Genomic DNA, 17,277 nt, shown 5'->3' with positions numbered 1-17,277 from the left:
TACAGCGCGTCGGGGATCAGCGCCTCAAGCCGGCGCCGCAGTTTCGCATAGCCGCCGATCTGGCCGTTATGCATGAACAGCCAGCGGCCATTGGCGAAGGGATGGCAGTTGGCACGCGAGGTGGCAGTGCCGGTGGAGGCGCGCACATGCGCCATGAACAGGGCTGAGCGGACCTGGTGCGCGATGCTGCGCAGGTTGGGATCGTTCCAGGCCGGCAGGATGTCGCGATAGGTGCCTGGCAGGTCGCGCTCGGCATACCAGCCCACGCCGAAGCCGTCGCCATTGGTGGCCACCGCCGCCTTGCGGGCATGCAGGCTCTGCTCGATCAGCGAATAGCGTGGCGCGAACAGCAGGTCTTCCAGATAGATCGGATCGCCCCGATAGGTGAGCCAGCGGCACATCGCGTTTCCCCCGTTTGCCTCGACCGATTCGATTCCACGGGAAGGATATGTTTTATGCGATGCGACTCACAATAGAGCTTTGGTAACCCCGGCCTCGGACAGCGCCGCGATCCCCGCATCGTCATAGCCGGCCTCGCGCAGGATGGCCTCCGTCTGCTCGCCCGGCAAAGGCGCATGATGGCGGTGCTGCGGTGCGGTCTGCGACCACCGGCTCGGCACCGCCAGGCCGCGCAGCGCCCCTTCGGTGGGATGCTCGGTCTCCTCGAAGAAGCCAGTGGCGTTGAGATGCGGATCGGCCAGCAGATCCTCGAGGCTATTCATCTTCGCCACCGGGATATCGGCCTCGCCCAGCAGCGCCAGCCAGTCGGCGGTGGTGCGCCTGCGCATCTCGGTCGCGACGATGGCATAGAGTTCGCCGATATGGCCGGTGCGGCTGGCGAGATCGCGAAAGCGCGGATCGCTGTCGAGGTCAGCCTCGCGACCGGCGATGCGGAAGAACTTGCGCCAATGCGCATCGGTATAGAGCAGCACGCAGACATGGCCATCGGCGGTCTGGAACGGGCGGCGGTCCGGCGCCATCAGACGGGCATAGCCCATCGGGCCTTCTGCCGGCCGGAAGGTTTCGCCATAGAGATGATCCGACAGCACGAACTGCGCCATGGTCTCGAACATCGGGATATCGACCGCCTGGCCCTGGCCGGTGCGTTCGCGCGTATAGAGCGCGGCACAGATCGCGCCCATGGCATAAAGCCCCACCGTGCGGTCGCTGATATTCATCGGTGCATAGCGCGGCTCGGCATTGCCAGCCCGCTGCAACGCGCCGGGAATGCCGCTGGCGCCCTGGATCAGGTCGTCATAGGCCGGATAGGCCGCGTAGGGTCCGCTGCGGCCATAGCCGAACATGCCGGCATAGATCAGCCGCGGATTCACCGCGCGCAGGTCATCAAAGCCCAGGCCAAGCCGTGCCATCGCCTGCGGCCGGATATTGTAGGTTAGCACATCGGCATTGCGGCACAGATCGAGCACCGCCTTGCGGCCCAGCGCATGCTTGAGATCGAGCACGATGCTGCGCTTGTTGCGGTTGGCATGCAGATAGAGCGGGCCCATGGCGCGGTCGCCATGCGGACCGGCGCGCCGCATCACATCGCCCTGCGGCGATTCCACCTTCACCACGTCGGCGCCGAAATCGGCCAGCATCTGGGTGGCATAGGGCCCCATCAGCACCGTGGTGAGATCGATGATGCGCACGCCATCCAGCGGACCGGCCATGGCGGGTTTCCTCAGTAGGATTTCGGCAGGCCGAGCACGCGCTCGGCGATGAAACACAGGATCAGCTGCGGGCTGATCGGCGCGATGCGCGAGATCAGCACTTCGCGTAGGTAACGCTCGACGTGATACTCCCTGGCATAGCCATAGCCGCCATGGGTCATCACCGCCTGCTGGCAGGCCTTGAAGCCCGCCTCGCCCGCCAGATACTTGGCCGCATTGGCCTCGGCGCCGCAGGGCTGGCCGGCGTCATACAGCGAGGCCGCCTTGAACACCATCAGGTTGGCGGCTTCGAGTTCCATCCAGTTCTGCGCCAGCGGATGCTGGATACCCTGGTTCATGCCGATGGGGCGGTCGAAGACAATGCGCTCCTTGGCATATTGCGTTGCGCGGGCCAGCGCGACGCGGCCAAGCCCGACCGCCTCGGCGGCGATCAGGACGCGCTCGGGGTTCATGCCGTGCAGGATATAGTCGAAGCCACGCCCCTCCTCGCCAATGCGGTCGGCCACCGGCACCTTCAGCCCGTCGATGAACAGCTGGTTGGAATCGACGCATTTGCGGCCCATCTTGTCGATCTCGCGCACCTCGACGAAGCGGCGGTCGAGATCGGTGTAGAACAGGCTGAGCCCCTGCGTCGGCTTGGTCACCTGCTCCAGCGGCGTGGTGCGGGCCAGGATCAGCATCTTCTCGGCCACCTGCGCGGTCGAGATCCAGACCTTGGCGCCCGACAGCACGTAATGGTCGCCGTCGCGTACCGCCTTGGTCTTCAGCTTGGTGGTGTTGAGGCCGGCATCGGGCTCGGTGACGGCGAAGCAGGCCTTCTCTCGGCCGGCGATCAGCGGCGGCAGCATGCGCTGCTTCTGCTCTTCGGTGCCGAACACCACCACCGGATTGAGGCCGAAGATGTTCATATGCACGGCCGAAGCCCCGCTCAGGCCGGCGCCGGATTCGGCAATCGCCTGCATCATGATCGCGGCTTCGGTGATGCCCATGCCGGCGCCGCCATAGGCTTCCGGTATGCAGATGCCGAGCCAGCCGTCTTTCGCCAGCGCCTGGTGCAGATCATGCGGGAAGCCGCCCGCATGATCGCGCTCCAGCCAGTAATCGTCGCCGAACCGCGCACAGATGCGGCTCACCGCCTCGCGGATCGCCTGCTGGTCGGCGTTGAACTGGAAGTCCATGGCGCTATTCCGCCTCGATGCCGGCGTCCTTCACCAGCTTGGCCCATTTGACCAGCTCGGAGCGGACGAAGGCATCCAGCTCGGCGGGCGTGCTGGTGAAGGCATCGAAGCCGATCTGGGCGAGCTTGTCCTTCACCTCGGGCCTGGCCACGATCTTCACCAGCTCTGCATTCAGGCGAGCGATGATATCGGCGGGCGTGCCGGCGGGTGCGAACACGCCGTTCCACGAATTGAGATCGAAATTCGGTACGCCGGCCTCTTCCATCGACGGCAGGTCGGGCACCAGCGCGCTGCGTTTGGCGGTGGTGACGGCAAGCGCGCGCATGCGGCCGGCCTTGACGTTGCCGATGCCAGACGCGAGGTCGGTGAACATCATCGTCACCTGGCCGCCCATCACATCGGTCATCGCCGGCGGCGTGCTCTTGTAGGACACATGCAGCAGCTCGATCTTGTTGGCCAGCCCGAAGGTCGCGCCGGCGACGATGCCGGTGCTGTTGCCGGTGCCATACGACACCTTGCCCGGATTCTTGCGGGCATAGTCGATCAGGTCCTTCACCGATTTGATCGGCAGCTCGGGATTGACCACCAGCATGAAGGGCAGGTTGCCCATGCGCGAGACCGGCGCGAAATCCTTCACCGGGTCGTAGTTGATCTTTTTCATCAGGCTGGGATTGGCCGAATGGGTGGTGTTGGTGGTCATGAACAGGGTGTAGCCGTCCGGCGCCGAACGGGCGACGAATTCGGCGGCGATGGCGCCGTTGGCGCCGGGCTTGTTGTCGACGATGACCTGCTGGCCCAGCGCATCGGTCAGGTTCTGCGCGGTGATGCGCGCCACCGCATCTGTGCCGCTGCCGGCGGCAAAGGGCACCACCAGCTTGATGATCTTGCCGGGGTAGGCCTGGGCCCAGGCGGTCGGGGCGAGCAGCAGGGCAACAGCACAGGTAACGATTGCGGCGGCGAGGCCGCGCAGGCTTGTCTTCATGGTTTCCTCCGGTTTTCTTGTTTTATGACGATCAGGCAGGCTCAGTCGGGGCGGATCACGCGGTCGGGATTTTCCTCATAGGGTGGTGCATAGATCACCAGCACCTTCACCGGCTCGTCGCTGAGTACCGTGAAGGTGTGCTGCTGATCGGGCGGGAAGAAGCAGCAGTCGCCGGGGCCAAGCTCGCAGACCTCGCCGGCGACTTCGGCGCGCGCGCGGCCTTCCAGCATGTAGCAGACCTGTTCGATGCCGGGATGCGCATGGGGCAGCGCGCCCTTGCCCTTCTCGATCACGCCGAGTAGCACTTCCAGCTGTTCGGCACCGACGGTTTCGCGGCCGATCAGGCGGCGGTTCAGCGTGCCGACATGATTGGCCGGGTGATAGCCGGGCACCTCGCCGGCGCGGATGAAATAGCGGCGCTTGGTCATGCTCTCAGCTCTCGTCGGTCAGCGCAGCACAGGCGGTGCGCAGCAGGGCGCCATAGTCAGCGAGGTGCGCCTCCATGCGGTAGAGCGGCCCGGCCACCGAGATCGCATACCAGTCGCGGTTCAGGCGCAGCGCACAGGCCACCGCGGCAAGATCGGCCACGCTCTCGCCGGCATTGACCGACCAGCCGCGTTGCGTGATCGCGTCCATCTCGCGCTCGAACGCCGCCGGGCTGCTGAGCGTGCGCGCCGTGGGCGCCGTCCAGTCGTAGTCCTTCAGCAGCCGGGCGCGTTCGCCGAGCGGCAGGGCCGCCAGCAAGGCCTTGCCGAGCGAATTGGCATGCGGCTGGCGGAACTCGCCGATGCTGGCGATGTAGCGGATGCGCTGCTGCGATTCCGCCACATCGAGATAAAGCACCCGGGCATCCTGCAGCTTGCCCACCACGGCGGTTTCGCCGGTCTGGTCCCGCAGCTTCAGCAGGGTTGGCCGGATACGGTCGAGCAAAGGGTCGCTGCCGGCGATCTGGTCGGCCACGGCCTGCAGGCGGCGGGTCGGGTAATAGCCGCTGCGGCGCTGCACCTCGTAGATATAGCCGCGATTCTGCAGGGTCTGGACCAGGGCGAAGCAGCTGGAGACCGGGATGGCGAGCAGCCGGCCCAGTTCGGACAGCGGCAGCGGCCGGCCTTCGCGGGCGAAGGTTTCGAACAGGTCGAGGGTGCGGACGGCTGTTTTCACATTCATGAAAACTATTTCAATATACAGAAATCCTGCCGTCAAGCCGCCCGTTGCTCCCCCGGCATAAAAAAAGCCCCGGGGTGACCCGGGGCTTTTTGCAGTCCGGCTGGGCAGGGATCAGGATTTCAGGGGTACCGGCACGAAGCGCGGCTCGCCGGACCGCTGGATCTGCAGCAGCGCCACCTTGCGCTTGGCATCCTTCAGCGCCTTGAGCATCTCCACCGCATCCTCGGTGTTGCGGATCTCCGACTGCGCCATCTCGATGATGACGTCGCCCACACGCACATCGCGCTTGGCCGCCGGACCATCGGCCTCGACATCGGTGATCACCACGCCCTTCACGTCATCCTTGATGTCGTGCTTCTGGCGCAGCTCCTTAGTCAGCGGGGCGACGCGCACGCCGAGATCGGCCAGGTCGGTCTCGTTGCGGCCGGCTTTGGGCCGGGCCGCATCGGCCTTCTGGCTGTTCTCCTGCTTGGCCGAGGCCATGGCGGCTTCCAGTTCGCCCAGGGTCGCCTTCACCGTCTGCTTCTTGCCCTTGCGGATGATGTCGACATTGACGCTCTTGCCCACCGGCGTCTCGGCGACGCTGCGCGTCAGCGCGTTGGTGCTGGCAATCGTCTTGCCGTCGAAGCTGGTGATGACATCGCCGGAATCGATGCCGGCCTTTTGGGCCGGGCCGCCGGGGACGACCTTGGCCACCAGGGCGCCGCGCGCCTGCTGCAGGCCGAGCGCCTCCACCATCTCGTCGGTGACCGACTGGATCTGCACCCCGAGCCAGCCGCGCTTGGTACGGCCGAATTCGATCAGCTGCTGCACCACCGGGCGGGCCAGGTTGGCCGGCACGGCAAAGCCGATGCCGATCGAACCGCCCGACTGCGAGAAGATCGCCGTGTTGATGCCGATGACATTGCCGTCCTTGTCGAACAGCGGGCCGCCGGAATTGCCCTTGTTGATCGAGGCATCGGTCTGCAGGAAGTCGTCGTAGCGGCCGGCATTGATGTCGCGGCCGCGTGCCGAGATGATGCCGGCGGTGACGGTGCCGCCCAGGCCGAAGGGATTGCCGATGGCCAGAGTCCACTGCCCGACGCGGATCTTGTCGGAATCGCCCCAGTTCACCGCCGTCAGCGTGCGGCCCTTGGGCTCGACCTTCAGCACGGCGATATCGATTTCCGGATCGCGGCCGACCACCTTGGCTTCCAGTTCGGTGTTGTCATGCAGAATGACGCGCACCTGGTCGGCATCGGCGATCACGTGGTTGTTGGTTACCACATAGCCGCGGGCATCGATGATGAAGCCCGAACCGAGCGAGGAGACCTGGCGCGGCGGCCGGTTGCCTTCGCCGCGCTGCTGGCGTTCGAAGAATTCCTTGAAGAAATCCTCGAACGGCGAGCCCGGCGGAAACTGCGGCAGGCCCTCGGGCATGCCGCCCTTGTTCTGCACCGTCTGCGTGGTCGAGATATTGACCACCGCCGGCAGCAGCTTCTCCGCCAGATCGGCAAAATCGCCTTCCGGTGCGCGGGCCTGGACGGCCGAAGCCAGCCCCAGGCCGAACAGGAGGCTTGCCGCCAGCGCGGTATTCCGGATCAGGCGAACCTGTGTCATCGCACCCATATACCCTCCTCGCTGCCGCGACTGCGGCAGCCCGACCCTTAGCGACCGGCCGGACGCCGCGGCGTGCCGGTCGGGCTTTCAAAATACCGGAAGAACTCGGAATCCGGCGACAGCACCATGGTGGTGTCGCCCGGCTGCAGCACCTTGGTATAGGCCTGCAGCGAACGGTAGAAGTTGTAGAATTCCGGGTCGCGATTGGCGGCTTCCGCGAAAATCTTGGTGCGTTCGGCATCGCCTTCACCACGCAGGATTTCCGAGCGGCGACGCGCATCGGCAATCAGGATGGTGCGCTGGCGCTCGGCCTCGGCACGGATCTTTTCCGACAGCTCGAAGCCGGTGGCGCGCTGCTCGTTGGCCTCGCGCTGGCGTTCGGTCTGCATGCGGCGGAAGATCGCCTGGCCGATGGTGTCGGGGAAGTCGGCACGCTTGATGCGCACGTCGACCAGCTCGATGCCAAGGCGGCGGCTGTCTTCCTGCAGCGTGTTGGTGACCTGCTGCATCGCCGACGGACGGTCGCCCGAGATGATCGTGCTGGCGTCCAGGCGGCCGAAAGCGCCGCGGAAGGCATTGGCGACCGACGGGGCCAGGCGGCCACGCATGCCCAGCTCGTTGCGGACGGTCTGATAGAACAGCAGCGGATTGGTGATGCGATAGCGCACGAAGCTGTCGACCACCAGGCGGCGCTGGTCGGAGGTGAGGATTTCTTCCGGCTGCGCGTCGAGGCCGAGGATGCGCTTGTCGAAATAGACCACATCCTGGATCAGCGGGATCTTCACATTCAGGCCGGGCTCGGTGATGACCCGGCGCGGATCGCCGAACTGCACCACCAGGGCCTGCTGGGCCTGGTGCACGGTGAACAGCGATGCCTTGACCAGGAAGCCGAGGGCGACCAGGACGATGACGATGATGGTGAGGAGCGAACGGTTCATGATGCGTCTCCTCCCTTAGCGCTGCTGTGCCGGTTGCTGGCGCTGCTTTTGCAGCTCCGGCAGCGGCAGATAGGGCACCACGCCCTGACCATTGTGGCCGTCCACGATCACCTTGGTCGTGCCGCGCATGATCGACTCCATGGTTTCAAGATACATGCGCTTGGTGGTCACATCCTTGGCCTGGCGGTATTCGGCATAGACCTGGCTGAAGCGGCTGGCATCGCCCTGGGCATTGGCGATGGTTTCCTGCTTGTAGGCTTCCGCCTGCTGCAGCAGGCGCTGCGCCTCGCCGCGGGCACGCGGGATGATGTCGTTACGATAGGCTTCCGCCTCGTTCTGCGCACGCTCGCGGTCGGCCTGGGCCGACTGCACGTCGCGGAAGGCGTCGATCACCGAAGCCGGCGGCTCGGTGCGCTGCAATGCCACCTGGGTGACGACAACGCCGGCGCTGTAGCCATCGAGCACCGCCTGCATGACGCGGCGGGTATCGTCGGCGATCTTGGTGCGGCCTTCGGTCAGGATGAACTGGATGTTGTTCTTGCCGACCACTTCGCGGATGGCGCTTTCGGCCACCTGCTTGATGGTGCGCGCAGGCTCCACCACGTTGAACAGATACTGGCCGGCATCCTTCACCTGCCACAGCACGGTGAAATCGATGTCGACGATGTTTTCGTCGCCGGTCAGCATCAGGCTTTCTTCCGGCACGTCGCGCTGCTGCACGCCGCGCGTGGGCGACTCACCCAGGCTGCGGAAGCCGATTTCCTCGCGGTTCACGCTGGTCACTTTCGGCGTCAGCACGGAATCGACCGGCCAGGGCAGACGATAGCGCAGGCCCGGCTCGGTCACGGCATGCACCTTGCCGAAGCGCAGCACCACACCCTGTTCGTCGGTATCGACGCGGTAGAAGCCGGTACCGAACCAGATCGCCACCGCGACCAGGATCAGCAGCAGGATACCGCGGCCGGAAACGTCGCCACCAGGCAACATGCCGCGGAACTTGTCCTGGCCACGGCGCAGGATTTCCTCAAGGCTGGGCGGATTGGGGCCGCCGAACGGGCCGCCGCCATTGCCGCCGCCCGGGCCACGCCCGCCGCCACCGCCCTGGCCCCAGGGTCCACGACCGCCGCCACCGCCGCTGCCGCCGCCACCAAAACCCCCACCTTGATTGCTCCAGGGCATCCCACTGTCCTTCTTTGCCTGCCCGTCCGATGCGACCATGGACGGCGCTGCGGCGGAAAATTTGCGTTATTACCCGGTCGTCAAGATTACCCGGTCTTCAAGTCTTGTACCCCGGATCAGCGCCCAACGAGAGCACTTGGGCAGATGAATTGCCGGCGCCCCCTACCCGCGATATATCAATCGCTTGGCACAAGCGCGGCTTTGCCTGCCGATGATCAAGAATATTGGAACGTTTACAGGGATTTCAAGCATGACCGGGGTTACAGAAGCGCAGATCATGGACGCGCTGCGCGGTGTGGTAGACACCGATCATGGCAAGAATGTGGTCGATCTCGGAATTGTGTCCGGACTGGTCATCAAGGGCGGCAACATTGGTTTTGTGCTGGAAGTGCCGGCCAAAGAGGGCGCCGCCAAGGAGCCGCTGCGCCGGGCCGCCGAACAGGCGGTCGCCCGCCTGCCGGGCGTCACCTCCGCCACCGTGGTGCTGACGGCCGAGAGCCAGGGCAAATCCGGCGCCGCCAAAGCAGCCCCGCATGCCCATAATCACGGGCACGATCATGGACATAGCCATGCCGCGCCCCCCGGCGGCCAGGCTGGCAAGGCACCCGAAGTGAGTGCCCGCCCCGCCATCCCGGGCATCCGCTCGATCATCGCCGTGGCTTCGGGCAAGGGCGGCGTCGGCAAATCCACCACCGCCGTCAACCTGGCCCTGGCGCTGGCCCAGAGCGGCAAGAAGGTCGGTCTGCTGGATGCCGATATCTACGGCCCCTCGCTGCCGCGCATGATGGGCATCACCGGCAAGCCGCATTCGCCCGACGGCAAGCGCCTGCACCCCCTTCAGGGCTGGGGCATTCCCTGCATGTCGATGGGCTTCCTGGTGCCGGAAGACACGCCGATGATCTGGCGCGGCCCGATGGTGATGAGCGCGCTGGAACAGATGCTGCGTGATGTCGAATGGGGCGAGTTGGACGTGCTGGTGGTCGACATGCCGCCCGGCACCGGCGATGCCCAACTGACCATGGCCCAGCGTGTGCCGCTGGCCGGCGCGGTGATCGTCTCCACGCCGCAGGACATCGCCCTGCTGGATGCCCGCAAGGGGCTGAACATGTTCCGCCGCGTCGATGTGCCGGTGCTCGGCATCATCGAGAATATGAGCTATTTCTGCTGCCCCAATTGCGGCCATCGCAGCGACATCTTCGCCCATGGCGGTGCCCGCAAGACTGCCGAGGAGCTGGGCTGCGATTTCCTGGGTGAACTGCCGCTCAAGATCGAGATCCGCGAAACCAGCGATGGCGGCGCGCCGATCGTAGCCTCCATGCCCGACAGCGACGAGGCCAAGGCCTATCGCGCCATAGCGGCGAAAGTGGCCGAGAAGATCGACCGCGACGCCGCCACCAGCCGCATGCCGCGCATCACCATCGAGTAACCCGGATATCCACCGGGCGTAAAAAAGGCCGGACAATGTCCGGCCTTTTTCGTATCGGCTGCCGTTCGGCTCAGGCCTCGCTGGCCTTTTCCTCGGAAATCGCCGCCTGCGCCGCCGCCAAGCGGGCGATCGGCACGCGATAGGGCGAGCAGGACACGTAATCCAGACCGGCATTGTGGCAGAAGCGCACGGACGACGGATCGCCGCCATGCTCGCCGCAGATGCCGAGCTTGATATCCTTGCGCACGCTGCGGCCACGCTCGGCCGCGATCTTCACCAACTCGCCGACGCCGGCCTGGTCGATGGTGACGAAGGGATCGCGCTCGAAGATCCCGGCCTTCAGGTAGTCTTCCATGAACAGCGCCGAGTCATCGCGGCTGATGCCCAGCGTTGTCTGCGTCAGGTCGTTGGTACCGAACGAGAAGAACTCGGCGGTCTCGGCGATCTCGGCGGCGCGCAGGGCGGCGCGCGGCAGTTCGATCATGGTGCCGACCAGATACTTCACCTTCTTGCCCTGTTCCTTGAACACCGCGCCGGCGATGGCATCGATGCGGGCCTTGAGGATGTCGATCTCGGCCTTGGTGGCAACCAGCGGGATCATCACTTCCGGCTCGACCGGCTTGCCGCCGGCCTTCGATACCGTCACCGCCGCCTCGAAGATGGCGCGCGCCTGCATCTCGTAAATTTCCGGATAGCTGATGCCCAGTCGGCAGCCGCGATGGCCCAGCATCGGGTTGGTTTCTTCCAGCGCCTTCTTGCGCTCCTTCAGCGCAGCCACGCTCAGGCCGGTGCCGCGGGCAACCGCGTCGAAATCGGCATCGGTCTTGGGCAGGAACTCATGCAGCGGCGGATCGAGCAGGCGGATCGTCACCGGACGGCCGGCCATGATCTTGAACAGCTGTATGAAATCCTCGCGCTGCATCGGCAGGATCTTGGCCAACGCCTTCTTGCGGCCTTCGACCGCAGGCGACAGGATCATCTCGCGCACTGCAGTGATGCGGTCGGCATCAAAGAACATATGCTCGGTGCGGCACAGGCCGATGCCTTCGCAGCCAAAGCGCACGGCGGTTTCCGCATCCGCCGGGGTCTCGGCATTGGTGCGGACCTTCAGCCTGCGCAGCTTGTCAGCCCAGACCATCAGCTGGCCGAAGTCACCCGACAGCTGCGGCTCGATCATCGGCATCAGGCCGACAATCACTTCGCCGGTCGAACCGTCGATGGTGATGACATCACCCTTGTTCACGGTGAGGTCGCCAATCGTCATCTTGCCAGCGGCGTAATCGATACGGATGCTGCCGGCGCCCGAAACGCAGGGCCGGCCCATGCCGCGCGCCACCACGGCCGCATGGCTGGTGGTGCCGCCACGGGCGGTCAGAATGCCCTTGGCGGCATGCATGCCATGGATGTCTTCCGGCGAGGTCTCGACGCGGCAGAGAATGACGGCCTCGCCCTTGCCGGCCATCTGCTCGGCTTCATCGGCGAGGAACACCGCCTTGCCCGAGGCCGCACCCGGCGACGCCGCCAGGCCCTTGGCGATCACCTTGCGCTCGGCCTTCGGATCGGGCGTGGGATGCAGCAGCTGGTCCAGCGACGAGGGCTCGACGCGCAGGACTGCTTCGCCCTGGCTGATCAGCTTTTCCTTCACCATGTCGACGGCGATCTTGATCGCGGCCTTGGCGGTGCGCTTGCCCGAGCGGGTCTGCAGCATCCACAGCTTGCCCTGCTGGACGGTGAATTCGATGTCCTGCATGTCGCGATAATGCTTTTCCAGCTTCACGAACACACCGACCAGCTGCTTGAAAGTCGCCGGCATCGATTCTTCCATCGACGGCATCTCGTTGCCGACGGCCAGCCGCGAGGTCTTGGTCAGCTGCTGCGGCGTGCGAATGCCGGCCACGACATCCTCGCCCTGCGCGTTGATCAGGTATTCGCCGTAATAAATCTTCTCGCCCGTCGCGGGATCGCGGGTGAAGGCGACGCCGGTGCATGAGGTTTCGCCCATGTTGCCGAACACCATCGCCTGCACGTTCACCGCCGTACCCCAGGAGGCCGGGATGTTGTTCAGACTGCGGTAAGTGATGGCGCGCTGGTTCATCCAGCTGGAGAACACGGCGCCGATGGCACCCCAGAGCTGGTCGCGCACATCCTGCGGGAAGGGACGGCCCAGTTCCTGCTGCACCTTCTTCTTGTAAGCAGCGACGATCTGCTTCCAGTCTTCCGCCTTCAGTTCGGTATCCAGGTTGAGGCCATGCTCTTCCTTGTGCATTTCGAGCAGTTCCTCGAAATGCTCATGCCCGACATCGAGCACGACATTGGAATACATCTGGATGAAGCGGCGGTAGCTGTCCCAGGCGAAGCGCTCGTTGCCCGACAGCTTGGCCAGGCCTTCGACGGTCACATCATTGAGGCCAAGATTGAGCACCGTGTCCATCATGCCCGGCATGGAAGCGCGGGCGCCTGAGCGCACCGAGACCAGCAGCGGCTTTTTGGCGTCGCCGAACTTGGCGCCGACCAGCTTCTCGACCTTGATCAGGGCGGCGTCGACCTGGCCCTTCAGCTCCTTGGGATACTGCTTGCCGTTCTTGTAATAGGCGGTGCAGACCTCGGTGGTGATGGTCAGGCCCGGGGGAACCGGCAGGCCGATATTCGACATCTCGGCCAGGTTGGCGCCCTTGCCGCCCAGCAGGTTCTTCATATCGGCACGGCCTTCGGCCTTGCCGTCGCCAAACGAGTAGACCAGCTTGCCCTTGGCCGGCGCAGCAGCCGTGGCCTTCACACCCTTTTTCACAGCCTTCTTGGGGGCCGCCTTCTTCACTGCCTTCTTCGGCGCGGCAGCGGCCCTGGCCTTCACCTTGGTGCGGCTCTTTGCCTTGGCGGCCTTCTTGGCCTTGGGGGCGATTTTCTTCTTCGGCTTGGGCTTGGCCATCGGTCTGTTACCCTTCGATCTGCGAGAAGTCGGCGATACGGTCCATGCTTCCGACAACGGCGGAAAGCAAACTCAAACGATTGCGGCGCACGGCAGTGTCATCGGCATTCACCGTGACATGCTCGAAAAATGCATCGACCGGCGCACGTAGCCGCGCAAGTGTGGCAAGATAATGACGGAAATCCGCCTCGTCCTGTGTCTTTCCGGAGACGGCGCCCGGCAGGTCGCCCAGCGCCGTGACCAGCGCGCGCTCCTCGTCCTGCGCGATCAGGCGGCCATCGACATCGCCCAGCTTCAGCTCCGGCGTCTTTTTCATCTCGGCGCGCACGATGTTGTTGGCGCGGCGATAGGCCACCAGCAGATTGGCGCCCTCGCCCTCGGTCAGGAAACCGCGCAGGGCATCCACCTTGGCCAGCACGCGCACCAGATCGTCATCGTCGCCACGGGCGAACACCGCCGCGACCAGATCATGGCGCACGCCCTGCTCGCGCAGATGCACCTTCAGGCGATCGACGAAGAACTGCAGCAGCTCCTCGGTCGGGTTGCGCTTGCCATCCGCCTGCTGGATCTGCAGCGACAGCGCCGAGCGGAACAGCGCGCGCAGCGGCAGGGCCAGCTTGTTTTCCAGGATCAGGCGGATCACGCCGAGCGCGGCGCGGCGCAGCGCAAAGGGATCTTTCGAACCGGTCGGTTTCTCGTCGATGGCAAAGAAGCCGGCCAGCGTGTCGATCTTGTCGGCCAGCGCCACCGTCACCGAGACATCGGCGGTCGGGCAGCGGTCGTTCGGCCCCTGCGGCGCATAATGCTGCGCGATGGCATCGGCCACCGCGGGCGCCTCGCCATCATTCAGCGCGTAATAGCGCCCCATGATGCCCTGCAGTTCGGGGAATTCGCCGACCAGCCCGCTGACCAGATCGGCCTTGGCCAGCTTGGCGGCGCGGCGCGCCATCTTGGCATCGGCATGCAGCGCGGTGGCGATCTCGTAGGCCAGGCGTTCGACGCGTTCGGCCTTCTGCGCCACGGTGCCCAGCCTGGCATGGAACACGATGTCCTTCAGCGCCGGCAGGCGGCTTTCCAGGGTCTGCCGGCGATCCTGATCCCAGAAGAACTTGGCATCCGACAGGCGCGCGTTCAGCACGCGTTCGTTGCCGGCCACCACCTGCTTGCCGCCATCGTCGGTCAGCGTGTTGGCGACGATGACAAAGCGCGGCGCCAGTGCGCCGTCCTTGGTGTTCAGCGCGAAATATTTCTGGTGCGAGCGCATCGTGGTGGTCAGCACCTCGCGCGGCACATCCATGAACTGCTGCGGGATGCGGCCCAGCAGCACGACCGGCTGCTCGACCAGACCCGTCACCTCATCCGCCAGGCCGGGATCTTCCACCAGCACCAGCTGTTCGCTGGCGGCGGCGAAGGCGGCATCCTTGAGCACGGCGGCGCGGCGCACGGCGAAATCGGGCTCGACATAGGCGGCACGCAGGCGGCGCAGATAGTCATTGGCATCGCGCACGGCAAAGCGCGCCGGCGCCTGGAAGCGATGGCCGCAGGTGCTGTCGCCGGCGGTGAGATGGCCGAACACAAACGGCACCGTCTCGCCCTCGAACAGGCAGATCATCGAATGCAGTGGTCGCACCCAGCGCAGGCTCTGGTCGGCCCAGCGCATCGATTTCGGCCAGGGCAGCTGGGCCAGCGCCTCGGGCAGCAGGCGCAGCAGCGCATCCTTGGTGGCCTCACCCGGCTTCTCCACCACGGCGAACCAGAATTCACCCTTGCCGGTGTCGCGTTTCTCGCAGGCATCCAGCGAAGTCAGGCCGGCACCGCGCAGGAAGCCCTGGATCGCCGCATCGGGCGAACCGACACGGGGGCCCTTCTTTTCTTCGCGCACGGCATCCTGCATCCGCGGCAGGCCGCGCACCACCAGCGCCAGGCGGCGCGGCGTGACATAGGCCTCGGTCTTGTCGAAATGCAGGCCGGCCTTCTTGAAGCTGTCGCTGACCAGGCGCTGCAGATCCTCGGCGGCGCGCTGCTGCATGCGCGCGGGAATCTCTTCCGAGTGCAGCTCGAGCAGGAGTTCGCCGAGCATCATGCGCCCTCCGCTTTCATGTCAGAGGGCAGATGGCCGCGACCCTTCAGCCACTGGGTGCAGCAGGCTTTCGCCAGCGTGCGCACGCGGCCGATATAGGCGGCGCGTTCGGTGACGCTGATGACGCCGCGCGCATCCAGCAGGTTGAAGGTATGACTCGCCTTCAGGCACTGGTCATAGGCCGGCAGCGCCAGGCCCTTGTCCACCAGTGCCATGCATTCCTTCTCGACATCGGCGAAGCGGCGGAACAGCTGCTCGGTGTCGGCATGCTCGAAATTGTAGGCGGAGAATTCGCGTTCGGCCTGGTGGAACACCTCGCCGTATTTCACGCCGCGGCCGTTGAAATCCAGGTCGTAGACATTGTCCTTGCCCTGCACATACATCGCAAGGCGCTCCAGGCCATAGGTGATCTCGGCCGAGACCGGCGCGCAGTCGAAACCGCCGACCTGCTGGAAATAGGTGAACTGCGTCACCTCCATGCCATCGCACCAGACTTCCCAGCCCAGGCCCCAGGCGCCCAGCGTCGGGTTTTCCCAGTCGTCTTCGACAAAGCGGATATCGTGGCGCTTGGACGAGATGCCGAGCGCCTCCAGCGAGCCGAGATACAGCTCCAGCACATTGGCCGGGCTCGGCTTCAGCACCACCTGGAACTGGTAGTAATGCTGCAGGCGGTTGGGGTTCTCGCCATAGCGGCCATCCTTCGGCCGGCGCGAGGGCTGCACATAGGCGACGCTCCACGGCTCGGGGCCGAGCGCGCGCAGGGTCGTGGCGGGATGCGAGGTGCCGGCGCCCACTTCCATGTCGTAGGGCTGCAGCAGCAGGCAGCCCTGCCGCGCCCAATAGGTCTGCAGCGTAAGGATCAGATCCTGAAACGACGAAGCCGCAGCGGGTCGGGGGGGCGCCATCGCAGGGTCCTTTGCGCTCTCGCCTTTGCGTGCGTTTTGGAGGGGTTGAAAATCGGGCGGACCTTAGCCAGCGCAGGCTTTGGAATCAAGCCATTGGCGGCTTCGACTTAGGCCGGGAAACTAGGCCGGCCGGCACTCCGGACGGCCACAGGTTGCGCCGGTGGTATAGGTGCCACAGACCGGGCAGGGTTTCAGGTCCTCGGCCACCGCTTTCGGGGCGGGTTTGTCCTGCGCCGGCTGCGTCGGCGCCGGCGGCTTCTGTGCGGGCTTGCGATTGACGTAGCGCCAGCCATACCAGACAGCGGCAACCAGCAGGATCAGCAGCAGATATTTCAGCATGAAAACCCGGATATGGGTGTGAAACGCGGATTGGGCCGATTCTGGGGCCTGCGGCCGGCTGCCGCAAGGGCTCCCTTAAACTTCGGGCAGGGCGGCGCCGTCGCGCAGCACGGCGTCGATGTCCGGCAGGTAGCTGCCGTCGGGCCGGTGCAGCAAAAGGCCCGGCGTCAGCGTCAGCGGCGCCTTGCTGCCCTTGATCGCCCGCACGATCACGCGTTTCGCCGGCTGACCGGCCTTCGACCACAGCGGAATCACCCGAATCGCACCGGCTCCCTGTTTGCCAGACTGGGGGGACAGGGCCGCCAGGATGTCGCCCAGCCGCTCCGCCTTGTGGATCAGGGTCAGGCCGCCATTGGGCCTGGCATAGCGCAGCATGGCGGCGATCCAGTGGCCCAGATCGGCATCCTCAGCCTCGGCACGCGCCGCCGCCCGCCCGGCATGCGGTGAGACACGATGTCGCGCCATGTCGAAATAGGGCGGATTGGCAAACACCTGGTCGAAGCTGTTGGGCGCCAGGCCGGCGATGCGCCGCGCCCGGATATCGCCTTCATGCACACTCAGCCGGTCGTCCAGCCCGTTGGCCGCGATATTGCGGGCACACAGCGCCGCCAGATCGGGCTGCAGTTCCACGCCGGCGACACTGACGGTTTTCAGCCGCGCCGCCAGGCAGAGCATGGCGACGCCGGAGCCGCAGCCCAGCTCCAGCACCTGCGCATGGGACTTGGCCGCAACCGCAGCCGCCAGCATGACTGCATCGGCACTGGCGCGCTGGCCCTTGCGTGGCTGTTTCAGGCGGATCAGGCCGCCCAGCAAAGCGTCATGGGTGTGATCGATGTCAGGCATTTGATAGTAAAGAGGAACTTGGCAAATGAGCGGCGCTTGACCGAC

General features: G+C 65.4%; 15 protein-coding genes. 1 reads left to right on the top strand and 14 read right to left on the bottom strand.

What is annotated here, in order from left to right; genetic code table 11:
* From AAG799_RS17330 to hflK, 9 genes are all read right to left on the bottom strand, one after another.
* A partial coding sequence (locus AAG799_RS17330) for a class II glutamine amidotransferase (RefSeq protein WP_341897927.1) occupies window positions 1-401 on the bottom strand: 401 nt, incomplete at its 3' end.
* Window positions 402-467: 66 nt separating this feature from the next.
* Window positions 468-1,670 (bottom strand): CoA transferase, encoded by a 1,203-nt coding sequence (locus AAG799_RS17325; protein ID WP_341897926.1) that lies wholly within the window; start codon window positions 1,668-1,670, stop codon window positions 468-470.
* Window positions 1,671-1,681: 11 nt separating this feature from the next.
* Entirely contained in the window at window positions 1,682-2,848 is a 1,167-nt protein-coding gene (locus AAG799_RS17320; protein WP_341897925.1) for an acyl-CoA dehydrogenase family protein, read from the bottom strand.
* 4 nt (window positions 2,849-2,852) lie between these two features.
* The gene (locus tag AAG799_RS17315; protein ID WP_341897924.1) at window positions 2,853-3,830 is read right to left on the bottom strand and encodes a tripartite tricarboxylate transporter substrate binding protein; all 978 of its coding nucleotides are present in this window, start codon (window positions 3,828-3,830) and stop codon (window positions 2,853-2,855) included.
* A 41-nt stretch (window positions 3,831-3,871) separates the two neighbouring features.
* A complete protein-coding gene (locus tag AAG799_RS17310; protein ID WP_341897923.1) occupies window positions 3,872-4,258 on the bottom strand; it encodes a cupin domain-containing protein in 387 nt (128 codons plus the stop codon).
* A 4-nt stretch (window positions 4,259-4,262) separates the two neighbouring features.
* Window positions 4,263-4,997, bottom strand: coding sequence for an IclR family transcriptional regulator (locus AAG799_RS17305; RefSeq protein ID WP_341897922.1), 735 nt, complete (start codon window positions 4,995-4,997; stop codon window positions 4,263-4,265).
* A gap of 111 nt (window positions 4,998-5,108) precedes the next feature.
* Window positions 5,109-6,605: a DegQ family serine endoprotease gene (locus AAG799_RS17300; protein ID WP_341897921.1), complete on the bottom strand. Its 1,497-nt coding sequence runs from the start codon at window positions 6,603-6,605 to the stop codon at window positions 5,109-5,111.
* Between the two features lie 38 nt (window positions 6,606-6,643).
* Window positions 6,644-7,534, bottom strand: a complete 891-nt coding sequence (hflC, locus tag AAG799_RS17295; RefSeq protein ID WP_341897920.1) for a protease modulator HflC — start codon at window positions 7,532-7,534, stop codon at window positions 6,644-6,646.
* A gap of 15 nt (window positions 7,535-7,549) precedes the next feature.
* Window positions 7,550-8,713, bottom strand: coding sequence for an FtsH protease activity modulator HflK (gene hflK / locus AAG799_RS17290; protein WP_341897919.1), 1,164 nt, complete (start codon window positions 8,711-8,713; stop codon window positions 7,550-7,552).
* 250 nt (window positions 8,714-8,963) lie between these two features.
* Here hflK and apbC point away from each other — a divergent pair, with 250 nt between their 5' ends.
* Window positions 8,964-10,139 carry an iron-sulfur cluster carrier protein ApbC gene (gene apbC / locus AAG799_RS17285; protein ID WP_341897918.1) on the top strand — a complete coding sequence of 392 codons (1,176 nt, stop codon included), beginning with the start codon at window positions 8,964-8,966 and terminating at the stop codon, window positions 10,137-10,139.
* 70 nt (window positions 10,140-10,209) lie between these two features.
* Here the strand turns inward: apbC and ppdK are convergent, their stop codons facing one another.
* The 5 genes from ppdK to AAG799_RS17260 form a co-directional block, all read right to left on the bottom strand.
* Entirely contained in the window at window positions 10,210-13,065 is a 2,856-nt protein-coding gene (gene ppdK, locus AAG799_RS17280; RefSeq protein WP_341897917.1) for a pyruvate, phosphate dikinase, read from the bottom strand.
* 7 nt (window positions 13,066-13,072) lie between these two features.
* Window positions 13,073-15,145, bottom strand: coding sequence for a glycine--tRNA ligase subunit beta (gene glyS / locus AAG799_RS17275; protein ID WP_341897928.1), 2,073 nt, complete (start codon window positions 15,143-15,145; stop codon window positions 13,073-13,075).
* Window positions 15,145-16,050, bottom strand: coding sequence for a glycine--tRNA ligase subunit alpha (locus AAG799_RS17270; protein WP_341897916.1), 906 nt, complete (start codon window positions 16,048-16,050; stop codon window positions 15,145-15,147). The genes glyS and AAG799_RS17270 overlap by 1 nt, the downstream gene beginning before the upstream one ends.
* A 120-nt stretch (window positions 16,051-16,170) precedes the next feature.
* Window positions 16,171-16,389, bottom strand: coding sequence for a hypothetical protein (locus AAG799_RS17265; RefSeq protein ID WP_341897915.1), 219 nt, complete (start codon window positions 16,387-16,389; stop codon window positions 16,171-16,173).
* A 75-nt stretch (window positions 16,390-16,464) separates the two neighbouring features.
* Window positions 16,465-17,232, bottom strand: a complete 768-nt coding sequence (locus AAG799_RS17260; protein WP_341897914.1) for a methyltransferase domain-containing protein — start codon at window positions 17,230-17,232, stop codon at window positions 16,465-16,467.
* Between the last annotated feature and the right edge of the window lie 45 nt (window positions 17,233-17,277).

It is taken from the genome of Ferrovibrio terrae (assembly GCF_943371255.1).
Taxonomy (GTDB): Bacteria; Pseudomonadota; Alphaproteobacteria; order Ferrovibrionales; family Ferrovibrionaceae; genus Ferrovibrio; species Ferrovibrio terrae_B.
The sequence above is the reverse complement of the archived record's forward strand: the minus strand, read 5'-3'. Positions and strand labels throughout refer to the sequence as shown.

Bases quoted from the DNA above. Each gene is read 5' to 3' on its own strand.
- hflK (WP_341897919.1), bottom strand. From the start codon at position 8,713: ATGCCCTGGAGCAATCAAGGTGGGGGTTTTGGTGGCGGCGGCAGCGGC.
- glyS (WP_341897928.1), bottom strand. From the start codon at position 15,145: ATGCTCGGCGAACTCCTGCTCGAGCTGCACTCGGAAGAGATTCCCGCG.
- apbC (WP_341897918.1), top strand. From the start codon at position 8,964: ATGACCGGGGTTACAGAAGCGCAGATCATGGACGCGCTGCGCGGTGTG.
- AAG799_RS17310 (WP_341897923.1), bottom strand. From the start codon at position 4,258: ATGACCAAGCGCCGCTATTTCATCCGCGCCGGCGAGGTGCCCGGCTAT.
- AAG799_RS17300 (WP_341897921.1), bottom strand. From the start codon at position 6,605: ATGGGTGCGATGACACAGGTTCGCCTGATCCGGAATACCGCGCTGGCG.
- hflC (WP_341897920.1), bottom strand. From the start codon at position 7,534: ATGAACCGTTCGCTCCTCACCATCATCGTCATCGTCCTGGTCGCCCTC.
- AAG799_RS17320 (WP_341897925.1), bottom strand. From the start codon at position 2,848: ATGGACTTCCAGTTCAACGCCGACCAGCAGGCGATCCGCGAGGCGGTG.
- AAG799_RS17325 (WP_341897926.1), bottom strand. From the start codon at position 1,670: ATGGCCGGTCCGCTGGATGGCGTGCGCATCATCGATCTCACCACGGTG.
- AAG799_RS17260 (WP_341897914.1), bottom strand. From the start codon at position 17,232: ATGCCTGACATCGATCACACCCATGACGCTTTGCTGGGCGGCCTGATC.
- AAG799_RS17305 (WP_341897922.1), bottom strand. From the start codon at position 4,997: ATGAATGTGAAAACAGCCGTCCGCACCCTCGACCTGTTCGAAACCTTC.
- ppdK (WP_341897917.1), bottom strand. From the start codon at position 13,065: ATGGCCAAGCCCAAGCCGAAGAAGAAAATCGCCCCCAAGGCCAAGAAG.
- AAG799_RS17315 (WP_341897924.1), bottom strand. From the start codon at position 3,830: ATGAAGACAAGCCTGCGCGGCCTCGCCGCCGCAATCGTTACCTGTGCT.
- AAG799_RS17270 (WP_341897916.1), bottom strand. From the start codon at position 16,050: ATGGCGCCCCCCCGACCCGCTGCGGCTTCGTCGTTTCAGGATCTGATC.
- AAG799_RS17265 (WP_341897915.1), bottom strand. From the start codon at position 16,389: ATGCTGAAATATCTGCTGCTGATCCTGCTGGTTGCCGCTGTCTGGTAT.